The following is a 12,258-nucleotide window of genomic DNA, read 5'->3' on the forward strand; positions in this document are numbered from 1 at the left end:
GCAGCAATTATCCCGCCAACTCAGCGCAGAGCGTCAGGCAGCTCTACATCAGGCAGCCACTGGCGGAAAATCGCCGAAAAGCTGCCGTCGCGGCGCATTTCCGCCAACTCGTTCTGCCAGGCGGCAACGATCGCCGGGTCGGTATCCAGGGAAAAGGCGATGTAATACGACGATTCCATGAACACCATCTGCGGCTGTACATCCGCCGGCGTCAGCCCTGCCGGGGCGAGCATGTCGCGCAGCAGGATGTCTTCCAGCATGATCAGACTGACCCGCCCATGGCCAAACATGGTGACCATGGTCTCCGGCGTCGGTACGCCATAGAGGTTCTGCAGGCCCTGACCTTTCAGCACTTCGTAGCTGTACCATTGCTTGGGCACCGCCAGCGGGCCACTGGCCGCGACATCTTCGATGCTCTCTATCTGCAGGTTGCTCGACTTCAGCGAGTAGAACCGCACCTTGCCATGCAGGATCGGCCCCACCCACTGAAAGCGCTTCTCCCGGTCAGGTGTACGCACCATGGCGAACAGCCCTACATCCGGCTCACGTTGGGCGATGGTGTAGGCCCGCGTCCAGGGCATCATCTCGATCTGCGCCTGCGACCCGGTGCGGGTGATCAGCTCGCGCACCACGTCGACACCAAAACCCTGCAGCTCGGCGTCCTTCATGAAGGCCGTGGGTGGCCCCGGCTCGGTAAGGATGCGCAGCTCAGCGTCCGCACGTGCACAGGACAGCAACGCGAGAAACAGCACACCGTAGCGACGCAACAGGCCCATTGGCCATCCCCATAAATACTGCAACGAGATCAGTGAACCCTGTACCGAAGCTCGGCACCTCGGTTTTGTCGACGCAAACCTGACGGCGATGACCGTCAATTTTACCGCAGTGCCTGGCTAATTTCAGCTAGCACCGTATTAAAGCTTCTACAAGCGGACAAATTGTCGCTCACGGCACCGTTGAGCCAGGCAGTGGCGACGCCGAAGGACTTTGTGGTGATTGCGCCGACAATCGGGCTGGCGCCCGAGCGTCAGGCAGGCGATCATCGGGGCTCGTCCACCTACGCGCAATGACATGACCGACACCACGCAGACGCCCCCCGCTACACACAAACCTCGCCCATTCATCGATCTGCTGATCAGTATCCTGATTCCTTCGCTGATCCTCATGAAGCTCAGCGGCGAAGCCCGACTGGGCCCGGATGGCGCACTGGTGCTGGCTCTGGCCTTCCCACTGGGCTGGGGCGCGTTCGAGCTGCTCAAGTACCGCAAATTCAACTTCGTCGCCCTGCTCGGCCTGGTCAGCGTAATGCTCACCGGCGGCATCGGCCTGCTGCACCTGGACAACCAGTGGCTGGCGATCAAGGAAGCGGCCATCCCCGGCCTGATCGGCATCGCCGTGCTGGCGTCGACGCGTACCCGTTACCCGTTGATCCGCACGCTGCTGTTCAACAAGACGGTACTCAACGTCGACAAGATCCATGATCGCCTGGAACAGAGCGGCCATACCGAGCGCTTCGAATCGCGCCTGATGCTCGCCACCTACTGGCTCAGCGGTACCTTCTTCTTCTCGTCGGCAATGAACTACATACTGGCCAAGTGGATCGTCACCAGCCCGGCCGGCAGCGAAGCCTTCAACGACGAGCTGGGGCGCATGACGCTGCTCAGCTATCCGATGATCGCCATTCCGTCGATGATCATGCTAATGACCATCTTCTACTACCTGTGGCGCACCATTCATGGTCTCACCGGCCTCAAACTGGAAGAGATCATGGCCAACACCGAGCAGGACAAGAAGTCCTGACGCCGCCTCGTCTTGCTGGATATCTACGCCTACCTGGGGCTGTTCGTCGCCGCGTTCGGCGCGGCGACGCTGCTCCCTTTGCAGTCAGAGGCGTTGCTGGTGGCGCTGCTGCTCGGTGCCGCCCAGCCGGTCTGGGCACTGCTGCTGGCCGCCAGCGCGGGCAACGTGCTCGGTTCGCTGGTCAATTGGTGGCTCGGCCGCTATCTGGAACGCTTTCGCGGGCGTCGCTGGTTTCCGGTCAGCGACAAACGCCTGCAGCAGGCCCAGGCCTGGTACGGCCGTTACGGGCGCTGGTCATTGCTGCTCAGCTGGTTACCGGTGATCGGCGACCCGCTGACGCTGGTGGCGGGCATCATGCGCGAACCACTGTGGCGTTTCGTGCTGATCGTAAGCCTCGCAAAAACTACCCGTTATGCCGTGCTGGCCGCGCTGACACTGGGTTTGAGCAGTTGAAAGGACACACTCGGTAACGGCCTGTAAAGCGGTGCCAGTTGAGCAACCGGCCCGCCTCCGGGATACTGCGCACCCTGTACACCTACATCGCGACGGGATATACCCTCGGGATAAGGTATGAACGATGGCTGCGACAGCTCATCGAATGCAGAGCCAACTGTCCGTAGAGACGTGAAACAGGGGATCGCAGTTGCAAGGTACCAAACCCACGATGAAACGCAGTGACCTGATCTGGACGCTGATCGGGTTGTGTGCCGTGGTGGCGTCCTGCTTCTTGCTCTACCGCGAAGTACGCAACATCTCCCTAGACGAGATCGCTGAAAGCCTCAGGGCCATTCCGCACCTCAACTGGATGCTCGCGGGTGCCGCCACCTTCGGCGCCTATTGCGCCCTGGCCTGGTACGACCGCATCGCCATCGCCCACCTGGGCAAGAAGATCTCCTGGCGCTTCATCACCCTGTGCTCCTTCACCACCTACGCCCTTGCCCACAATATCGGCGCGTCGGTGTTCTCCGGTGCAGTGGTTCGCTACCGCGCCTATCGCACCAAGGGCCTGACGCCCCACGAAATCGGCATTCTGATCGTCTTCTGCTCGTTCACCTTCGCCCTCGGCACCTTGCTGGCCAGCGGCTGCGTACTGGTACTTCAGCCGAATCTGATCCACCGCGTGCTGGACGTCACCCCACTGGTTTCCATCGCCGTCGGCTCGTTCCTGTTGCTGCTGGTCGGCCTGTACGTGCTGGGCTCGTGGCTGCAGTTCAAACCCTGGAACTTCGGCAAGCTGCACGTCGAATACCCACGCCTGCGCATTGTTGGTCGCCAGTTGCTGGCAGGCCCGCTGGAGCTGGCCTGCGCCGCGGCGATCATCTATTTCGCGCTGCCGGAAGCCTACAATCCCGGCTACCTGGTCGTTCTCGGCGTGTTCCTCGCGTCCTTCTCGCTTGCCCTGCTGTCCCACGCTCCGGGCGGCCTGGGCGTGCTGGAGGTCAGCTTTCTCGCCGCGCTGCCAGAGATCCCCCCTTCGGACGTGCTGGCCGCGCTGATCGTGTTCCGCGGCTTCTACCTGCTACTGCCCTTCGCCCTGTCGCTGATCGTGGTGCTGGGCTTTGAATGGGGCCAATGGCGCCTCAAGCGTAGCGAAGCACAAAATCCTCCATTACCCTGACGAAGCGGCAGCACTCCAGCTGCATTTCGCCTAGAATGCGCGGCCGTTTTTTTTCAGGAGCCGCGCGTCAATGTCCTTTTCCACACCTGCCCGCGCCTGCGGTATCGACTTCGGCACCTCCAACTCCACCGTTGGCTGGTTGCGCCCGGGCGGCGAAACGCTGATCCCGCTGGAAGACGGCAAGATCACCCTGCCCTCGGTGGTGTTCTTCAACCTCGAAGAGCGCCGCCCGGTCTATGGCCGCCTGGCCCTGCACGAGTACCTGGAAGGCTACGAAGGCCGCCTGATGCGCTCGCTGAAGAGCCTGCTCGGCTCCAAACTGCTGAAGAGCGAAACCGCGGTGATGGGCAGCGCCCTGCCGTTCAAGGATCTGCTCGGTTTCTTCATCGGTGAGCTGAAGAAACGCGCCGAAACGGTTGCCGAGCGCCCGTTCGACGCCGTGGTACTGGGCCGCCCGGTGTTCTTCGTGGATGACGATCCGCAAGCCGATCAGGAAGCCGAAAACACCCTGATCGCCGTGGCCCAGAAGCTGGGTTTCAAGGACGTATCCTTCCAGTACGAGCCGATTGCCGCGGCCTTCGACTACGAATCCACCATCGAGCGTGAAGAGCTGGTGCTGATCGTCGATATAGGCGGTGGTACCTCGGACTTTTCCCTGGTGCGCCTGGCACCGGAACGCCGGCAGCAGGCCGAGCGGCAGAACGACATCCTGGCCACTGGCGGTGTGCATATCGGTGGTACCGACTTCGACAAGCAGCTCAGCCTGCAGGGCGTAATGCCGCTGTTCGGCTACGGCAGCCGGATGAAGAGCGACGCGCTGATGCCCACCAGCTTCCACCTCAACCTGGCGACCTGGCACACCATCAACGTGGTCTATTCGGCCGCCTCGCAGCGGGCGCTGCAGAACATGCGTTACGACATCGTCGACCCGACCGGCATCGATCGACTATTCCGCCTGATCGAGCAGCGCGCCGGCCACTGGCTGGCGATGCAGGTGGAAGACAGCAAGATCGCTCTGACCGAGCATCTTCAACATCCCATCGACCTGCAGCGCATTGAGGCCGGTCTGGTCGCCGAGCTGACTCGAGAGCTGTTCGAAGGCAGTATCGCCCCGCTGCTCGAGCGCGTCCGCGCCAGTGTTACCGGGTTGCTCGCCGATGCAGGCGTGGGGCTGGAGCAGGTCGACACGGTATTCTTCACCGGTGGCTCCAGCGGCGTGCCGGCCTTGCGCCAGAGTGTGGCCGCCCTGCTGCCCAATGCCCGACACGTGGAAGGCAATACGTTCGGCAGCATCGGCAGCGGGCTGGCCATCGAGGCGAAGAAACGTTACGGCTGACGCTGAACGAATGGGGACAAGGGGTCGCGGCTGCTTTATATTTCGCGATATTTCTCCATGGAAGGTCAGCCGTGCACACACTCGAACGTATCTACCCGCTGCAGATGGACGAAAGGCTGGCGGCCGACCAGGCAACTCTCGACCTGCATATGCAGCGCTACGCGTTCGCCAGCCGCTCACTGCATGGCCAACGCGTGCTCGACATGGCCTGCGGCTGCGGCTACGGCAGTGCGCTGTTGGCCGAACAGCACCCTGACAAGCAGATCACCGGCATCGACATCGATCCCGAAGCGATTGCCTATGCCCAGGCAAACTACCAGAAAGCCAATCTGCGCTACCTGTGCGCGAACGCAGAAACCTTCACCGACAGCGAGGGCTTCGACAGTATCGTCAGCCTGGAAACCATCGAGCATCTGCCCGACCCGGTTCGCCTGGTGGAGAACTACGCCAGCCTGCTGGCCAAGGGTGGCCGCATCATCGCCTCGGTGCCGACCACGCCGACCCTGGATGGCAACCCCCATCACCTTCACGATTTCAGCCCGCGCAGCTTCTTCGCGCTGTTCCGCCACCACGGCCTTGAACCTCAGGAACGTTTCGAGCAGATCCAGCGCTGGGAGTTTTCCGGGTTGTTCAAGAAGCCCAGAAAAGCCGCCCGTCAGCACCGCTCGGAAGGCGTCGGCAACGCCGTGCTGGCGTACTACCGCAGCCACCCGCTGTACTTGTTCAAACGGCTTTTCTCGATCCTGCGCTATGGCGCCAGCAACCGCTATCTGACCTGCCGTTTCAGCGTCGACTGAGCGTGCAACGTAAGCGGTCGCTCGTAGGGTAGACGACGCTTTACCGTCCACCACCTTGCGATCGCAATGGTGGACAAAAAGAGCGTTGTCCACCCTACAACTCATGGCCGATTGCAAAGGGGATATCGCGATTGGGTGGGCCGAGGCCCACCATAGAGATCACAAACGGTGATTGCCTGGCAGGAAAGCGCCAGGCAGCGCGATCAACGCGGAACGGCGGGCTTCTTCGCCGGCTTCTTGCCTTTGCCCTTGCCGGCCCCCGCGCGCTCGCGGGCGGCCTGCTGGTTGCGCGCTTCGGCAGCCGCCTTGGCCTGCTCACGCTTGTCCCAGGGCTTGCTGCCGTCGCTGCCACGCGGCGGCAGACCGGTGTGCTGGGTGAGGATGCGCCCACCAGCAGGCTTGCTGCCGGAATTACCCGCAACCTTCTTGCTGCCGGCAGGCGTGGAGTTCTTGCGGCGGGCACTCTGGTACTCATCGGCCTTCGGCTGATAAGTCGGGATCAAATGCTGCTTGCCGTCACCGATCAGGTCGGCACGCCCCATGCGCTGCAGCGCCTCACGCAGCATCGGCCAGCCCTTCGGATCGTGGTAACGCAGGAACGCCTTGTGCAGACGACGCTGTTCCTCGCTCTTGACGATGGTCACCCCGTCACTCTTGTAGGTGACCTTGCGCAGTGGGTTCTTGCCCGAGTGGTACATGGCCGTGGCGGTCGCCATCGGCGACGGGTAGAACGCCTGTACCTGGTCGGCGCGGAAGCCGTTGCCCTTGAGCCACAGGGCCAGGTTCATCATGTCTTCATCGGTGGTACCGGGGTGGGCGGCGATGAAGTAAGGGATCAGGTACTGCTCCTTGCCCGCTTCCTTGGAATACTTCTCGAACATGCGCTTGAACTTGTCATAGCTGCCAATGCCCGGTTTCATCATCTGGTTGAGCGGGCCTTCCTCGGTATGCTCCGGGGCGATCTTCAGGTAGCCACCAACGTGGTGGGTGACCAGCTCCTTGACGTACTCCGGCGACTCGACAGCAAGGTCGTAGCGCAAGCCGGAAGCGATGAGGATCTTCTTCACCCCCGGCAAGGCGCGGGCGCTGCGATACAACTGGATCAAGGAGGAGTGATCGGTATTCAGGTTCGGGCAGATGCCGGGGAACACGCAAGACGGCTTGCGACACGCGGATTCGATTTCCGGGCTCTTGCAGGCAATGCGGTACATGTTCGCGGTCGGGCCGCCGAGGTCGGAAATGACACCGGTAAAGCCCGGCACCTTGTCGCGAATTTCCTCGATCTCACGAATGATCGATTCTTCCGAACGGTTCTGGATGATGCGGCCTTCATGCTCGGTGATCGAGCAGAAGGTACAGCCGCCGAAGCAGCCGCGCATGATGTTCACCGAGAAACGGATCATCTCGTAGGCCGGGATCTTCTCCTTGCCGTACGCCGGATGCGGGACACGCATGTACGGCATGCCGAACACATAGTCCATTTCTTCGGTGGTCATCGGAATGGGTGGCGGGTTGAACCACACGTCGATTTCGCCGTGCTTCTGCACCAGGGCACGTGCGTTGCCCGGGTTGGTCTCCAGGTGCAGCACACGGTTGGCGTGGGCGTAGAGCACCGGGTCGTTGCGCACCTTCTCCATGGACGGCAGGCGAATCACCGTCTTGTCGCGGGTCATTTTCGGGCTGGCGAGGATCTGCACGACTTTCGCTTCGTTCGGATCCTCGACCGTACCGGAGCCGGCCGCACCCTTGTCCTGCTCGATGGCACAGGCCTGGGTGTCCTGGGTGTTGACGTACGGATTGATGATCTTGTCGATCTTGCCCGGACGGTCGATGCGCGTGGAGTCGACTTCGTACCAGTCTTTCGGCGTGTCGCGGCGAATGAAGGCGGTACCGCGGATATCGGTGATGGTTTCGATATTCTCGCCATAGGACAGGCGCTGGGCGACCTCGACGATGGCACGCTCGGCGTTGCCGTAGAGCAAGATGTCGGCGCTGGCATCGATCAGGATCGAGTTACGCACCCGATCCTGCCAGTAGTCGTAGTGGGCGATGCGGCGCAGCGAGGCTTCGATGCCACCGAGCACGATCGGTACGTGCTTGTAGGCCTCCTTGCAGCGCTGGCTGTAGACCAGGCTGGCGCGATCCGGGCGCTTGCCCGCCAGACCGCCAGGCGTGTAGGCGTCGTCGGAGCGGATTTTCTTGTCCGCGGTGTAGCGGTTGATCATCGAGTCCATGTTGCCGGCTGCGACGCCGAAGAACAGGTTCGGCTCGCCCAGCTTCATGAAGTCGTCTTTGGACTGCCAGTTGGGCTGGGCAATGATCCCGACGCGAAAGCCCTGGGACTCCAGCAACCGGCCAATGATCGCCATCCCGAACGACGGGTGGTCGACGTAGGCATCACCGGTAACGATGATGATGTCGCAGGAATCCCAGCCAAGCTGATCCATCTCCTCCCTGCTCATCGGCAGGAAAGGCGCCGGGCCGAAGCACTCGGCCCAGTATTTTGGATAGTCGAACAGCGGCTTGGCGGCTTGCATGGCGATAACCGATTTAATCAGGAATTTCACGGGGCGCGGAATATAGCACAAATTTTAACCAAACCCGACTGTACCGCTGGGGTAAAACGTCGCTTGGCGGTCTATCTGACGGCATGCTGGCCCAGCCATTTTCTGACCTCGCTATTGATGCGCCCAGACCTGAGCATTGGCGCCTGGGCCGAAGTCATCACTCTTGAGCCAGTAGCACTGAACTGGAGCTCAACTCGCATCTCAAACGGCAACATTCGTTCCAGGCAAACACCGGTCAGAGTTCCAACCGTACAAGCTGGAGTTCGCAGCTTGTGCCTTGTCTAGCGGCAGAACGAACCCCGGCGCGAGCGTGCTGAAACCCTAAAAACCACGGTGAGGGTTATTCGTCCTCAAACTGGTAGCTGCCCGGCGCCAGGTTCTCGAAGCGCGAGTATTTGCCGAGGAACGCCAGACGTGCCGTACCCAGTGGGCCGTTACGCTGCTTGCCGATAATGATCTCGGCCACGCCCTTGTATTCGGTCTCGGGGTGATAGACCTCGTCCCGGTACACGAACATGATGATGTCGGCGTCCTGCTCGATCGCACCGGACTCGCGCAAGTCGGAGTTGATCGGGCGCTTGTTCGGGCGTTGCTCGAGCCCCCGGTTGAGCTGGGACAGCGCGATCACCGGGCAGTTGAACTCTTTGGCCAGCGCCTTGAGCGAGCGTGATATCTCGGAAATCTCGTTCACCCGGCTGTCGCCACTGGAGCCGGGAATCTGCATAAGTTGCAGGTAGTCGACCATGATCAGGCCGATCTCGCCATGTTCACGCGCCAGGCGCCGGGAACGTGCGCGCATCTCCGAAGGCGAGATACCAGCGGTATCGTCGATGAACAGCTTGCGGTCGTTGAGCAAGTTGACCGCCGAGGTCAGCCGCGGCCAATCGTCGTCATCCAGGCGACCGGCACGCACCTTGGTCTGATCGATACGACCAAGGGACGCCAGCATACGAATCACGATGGATTCGGAGGGCATCTCCAGGGAATACACCAGGATCGACTTGTCGCTGCGCATCAGCGCGTTTTCCACCAGGTTCATGGCGAACGTGGTCTTACCCATCGACGGACGACCGGCGACGATAATCAGGTCGGCTGGCTGCAGGCCACTGGTCAGATCATCCAGATCGGAGAATCCGGTGGACAAGCCGGTAATCGCATCGCCGTTATTGAACAGCTCGTCGATACGGTCGATGGCCTTGACCAGAATATCGTTGATGCCCACCGGACCACCGGTCTTCGGTCGCGCCTCGGCGATCTGAAAGATCAGTCGTTCGGCTTCGTCGAGAATTTCCTCGCCCGTACGGCCTTCCGGCGCATAGGCGCTGTCAGCGATCTCGTTGCTGATACCGATCAGTTTGCGCAGCGTGGCGCGCTCGCGAATGATCTGCGCGTAGGCCTTGATGTTGGCCACCGACGGCGTGTTCTTCGCCAGTTCGCCCAGGTAGGCCAGGCCACCAACCTGAGGCAGTTGCCCTTCCTTGTCCAGTTGCTCGGACAGGGTCACCACGTCGAACGGTTGATTGCGCTCAGCAAGCTTGTGAATGGCGCGAAACACCAGGCGGTGATCGTGGCGGTAAAAATCGCCATCGGAAACCTGGTCGAGTACCCGCTCCCACGCATTGTTATCGAGCATCAGACCACCGAGCACCGCCTGCTCGGCCTCGATCGAGTGCGGCGGCACTTTCAGGGCAGAGGTTTGCAGGTCGTACTGTTCAGTGATGCTGATGTCGTTCATGGGAGCCTGGAAAGAATGCTTGCGTTGAAAAACAAAAGGCACGGCATCGCTTTCGCAATGCCGTGCCCGATGTTAGCGGGAACGCACCGGAGTGCAAACCCGCTGAGCAGCGCGATTAAGCGGCTACTACGATTACCTTTACGGTAGCTTCGACATCGCTGTGCAGGTGCACGGCTACGTCGTATTCGCCAACCTGGCGAATGGTACCGTTCGGCAGACGAACTTCAGCTTTGGCCACTTCAACGCCGGAGGCGGTCAGGGCATCAGCGATGTCGTGAGTACCGATGGAACCGAACAGCTTGCCTTCATCGCCCGCGGTAGCGGTGATGGTGACTTCCAGCTCGGCCAGCTGAGCAGCACGCGACTCGGCCGAAGCTTTCTTGTCGGCAGCGGCTTTTTCCAGGTCAGCGCGACGAGCTTCGAAAGCAGCGACGTTGGCTTCGGTGGCAGCGGTAGCTTTGCCTTGCGGCAGCAGGAAGTTACGGCCGTAACCGGCTTTAACGTTCACTTTATCGCCCAGGTTGCCCAGGTTGGCGATTTTTTCCAGCAGGATGACTTCCATTTGGGTGTTACCTCTTAACTTTTAACCTTCACCGTTGGCGGGGCCCGAACCGGGTTTGTCCGCCAGACGACCACGAAAATCAAACAGACTGTCGACGATGGCTAATACCACCAGCAAGGGAAAGATCAGTTGCATGAACAGCAGCAGCGTGATGTACAGCCCGACCAGCCAGAACTTCGACAGTCGGCCCTTGGCCACCAACCCATGCAACAGGGCGATGGCCGCGAACGCCAGCGGAACACTGCACAACGGCGTCAGCATTGCCATCTCGACACCCAGACTGGGCCCGAGCAGCATACCGACCAGCAGTAACATCGCCAGCATCGGCGGAAATCTCAGTTCGCGGAATTCGGAACCGAAACCTCCTGGGTTGTACAACGCCGCCTGCCAGAACCGCCCAAGCATCAGGCTCAGCAAGCTGACCACCTGCAGCAAAGCTGCCAGCAATCCGGTCAGAACCGGTGCAATAAGACTCTGGAGACGCGCCTGATCATCCACCGACATCTGTTGGTGAACGCCATCGAACATCTGCGGCAGCAGCTTACTCAGCTCCTGCGCCATGGCTTCGATGGGCTCGCGGAACGTCGCCCCCAATACCAGTCCATACACCAGGCCCAGTGCGATGCTGAACAACAGCACCCGTCTCCAGGACTGATTGGCGCGCAACACACACGCCAGCCCCAACGCGCCCAACAGCACCAACAAGGTGCGCGGCTCGCCGAAGTACCACCAGCCAATGGCCGGCAGCAAAGCCCAGGCGAGGATGCCAATGGCATCACTCAGACCACGCCGCAGAAGCACCAGGCATCCCGCGGCAGCACTCAACCAGAACAGCAGCGGCAATGCCGCAGAACCGACCACCACGAGGGTGGCCTGCATACGGCCGCGCATAATGAATTCTGCCAAGGCGCGCATGCGATTTATCCCTTACTACTTGTCGATCGTCCGATCTTATCGGCCGTGGCTGTCGGTGTAGGGCAGCAGGGCCAGGAAGCGGGCACGCTTGATAGCGGTAGCCAGCTGACGCTGATAACGAGCCTTGGTACCGGTGATACGGCTAGGAACGATTTTGCCGGTTTCCGAGATGTAGGCTTTCAGAGTGTTGAGATCTTTGAAATCGATCTCTTTCACGTCTTCAGCGGTGAAACGGCAGAATTTACGACGACGGAAGAAACGTGCCATGGGATTGGCTCCTCAAAAGATCCGTGGATTACTCGTCAGCGTTGTCGCTGTCGTTGTTGTCACTGTCATCGCCGTCATTGGACTCGGCATTTTCAGGACGCTCACGACGCTCACGGCGCTCACTGCGGTTTTCTTCGGCCTTGAGCATCTCGGATTGGCCGGTAACGGCTTCTTCACGACGGACGACAAGGTTACGGATCACGGCATCGTTGTAGCGGAAGTTGTCTTCCAGCTCGGCCAGGGCCTTGCCGCTGCACTCAACGTTCAGCATCACGTAGTGAGCCTTGTGAACGTTGTTGATGGCGTAGGCCAGTTGACGACGGCCCCAATCTTCCAGACGGTGGATTTTGCCACCGTCTTCTTCGATCAGCTTGGTGTAACGCTCGACCATGCCGCCGACTTGCTCGCTCTGATCCGGGTGAACCAGAAAGATGATTTCGTAATGACGCATGAATGCTCCTTACGGGTTGTAGCCTGCCGCGAAATGCGGTCAGGCAAGGAGTGAATGACACTATTGACTTGCTGAAACGAGGAGGCGCACAGGCGCCTGCCATAACGGCAAGGGGCGACATTCTAGAGAAGCCCCCCACCGCACGCAAGGTGAACTGGTGAAAATTTGAGCAAGAAGCTCCAAGCTCCAGTGGCTGACGCCTCACCATCG

12 protein-coding genes are annotated in these 12,258 nt (G+C 60.7%); 5 read left to right on the forward strand and 7 right to left on the reverse strand.

Annotation, left to right across the window (positions count from 1 at the left end):
• Positions 1 to 20: 20 nt before the first annotated feature.
• Entirely contained in the window at positions 21 to 776 is a 756-nt protein-coding gene (locus tag DNK10_RS04505; RefSeq protein WP_131190705.1) for a substrate-binding periplasmic protein, read from the reverse strand.
• A 295-nt stretch (positions 777 to 1,071) separates the two neighbouring features.
• On the opposite strand from DNK10_RS04505, the gene DNK10_RS04510 reads away from it, so the two are divergent.
• The 5 genes from DNK10_RS04510 to DNK10_RS04530 all read left to right on the forward strand — a co-directional run bounded on the left by DNK10_RS04510 (position 1,072) and on the right by DNK10_RS04530 (position 5,551).
• Positions 1,072 to 1,800, forward strand: coding sequence for a VC0807 family protein (locus DNK10_RS04510; protein ID WP_131190706.1), 729 nt, complete (start codon positions 1,072 to 1,074; stop codon positions 1,798 to 1,800).
• 12 nt (positions 1,801 to 1,812) lie between these two features.
• A complete protein-coding gene (locus DNK10_RS04515; RefSeq protein WP_207389978.1) occupies positions 1,813 to 2,253 on the forward strand; it encodes a YqaA family protein in 441 nt (146 codons plus the stop codon).
• A 211-nt stretch (positions 2,254 to 2,464) separates the two neighbouring features.
• Positions 2,465 to 3,418 (forward strand): lysylphosphatidylglycerol synthase transmembrane domain-containing protein, encoded by a 954-nt coding sequence (locus DNK10_RS04520; protein WP_131178083.1) that lies wholly within the window; start codon positions 2,465 to 2,467, stop codon positions 3,416 to 3,418.
• A gap of 70 nt (positions 3,419 to 3,488) precedes the next feature.
• Positions 3,489 to 4,754 (forward strand): Hsp70 family protein, encoded by a 1,266-nt coding sequence (locus tag DNK10_RS04525; protein ID WP_131190707.1) that lies wholly within the window; start codon positions 3,489 to 3,491, stop codon positions 4,752 to 4,754.
• Positions 4,755 to 4,825: 71 nt separating this feature from the next.
• Entirely contained in the window at positions 4,826 to 5,551 is a 726-nt protein-coding gene (locus DNK10_RS04530; protein WP_131190708.1) for a class I SAM-dependent methyltransferase, read from the forward strand.
• A gap of 203 nt (positions 5,552 to 5,754) precedes the next feature.
• Here DNK10_RS04530 and DNK10_RS04535 read toward each other — a convergent pair whose 3' ends face one another.
• The 6 genes from DNK10_RS04535 to rpsF all read right to left on the reverse strand — a co-directional run bounded on the left by DNK10_RS04535 (position 5,755) and on the right by rpsF (position 12,048).
• Positions 5,755 to 8,088: a YgiQ family radical SAM protein gene (locus tag DNK10_RS04535; RefSeq protein ID WP_131190709.1), complete on the reverse strand. Its 2,334-nt coding sequence runs from the start codon at positions 8,086 to 8,088 to the stop codon at positions 5,755 to 5,757.
• 370 nt (positions 8,089 to 8,458) lie between these two features.
• Positions 8,459 to 9,853 carry a replicative DNA helicase gene (dnaB, locus tag DNK10_RS04540; RefSeq protein ID WP_084308384.1) on the reverse strand — a complete coding sequence of 465 codons (1,395 nt, stop codon included), beginning with the start codon at positions 9,851 to 9,853 and terminating at the stop codon, positions 8,459 to 8,461.
• Positions 9,854 to 9,968: 115 nt separating this feature from the next.
• Entirely contained in the window at positions 9,969 to 10,415 is a 447-nt protein-coding gene (gene rplI / locus DNK10_RS04545) for a 50S ribosomal protein L9 (protein ID WP_131178087.1), read from the reverse strand.
• A gap of 21 nt (positions 10,416 to 10,436) precedes the next feature.
• Entirely contained in the window at positions 10,437 to 11,330 is an 894-nt protein-coding gene (locus DNK10_RS04550; protein ID WP_131178088.1) for a YybS family protein, read from the reverse strand.
• Positions 11,331 to 11,366: 36 nt separating this feature from the next.
• Positions 11,367 to 11,597, reverse strand: coding sequence for a 30S ribosomal protein S18 (gene rpsR / locus DNK10_RS04555; protein WP_003246847.1), 231 nt, complete (start codon positions 11,595 to 11,597; stop codon positions 11,367 to 11,369).
• 28 nt (positions 11,598 to 11,625) lie between these two features.
• Positions 11,626 to 12,048 (reverse strand): 30S ribosomal protein S6, encoded by a 423-nt coding sequence (gene rpsF, locus DNK10_RS04560; protein ID WP_070880841.1) that lies wholly within the window; start codon positions 12,046 to 12,048, stop codon positions 11,626 to 11,628.
• Positions 12,049 to 12,258 lie beyond the last annotated feature (210 nt).

The sequence above is a fragment of the Phytopseudomonas daroniae genome (genome assembly GCF_004327275.1).
Taxonomy (GTDB): domain Bacteria; phylum Pseudomonadota; class Gammaproteobacteria; order Pseudomonadales; family Pseudomonadaceae; genus Aquipseudomonas; species Aquipseudomonas daroniae.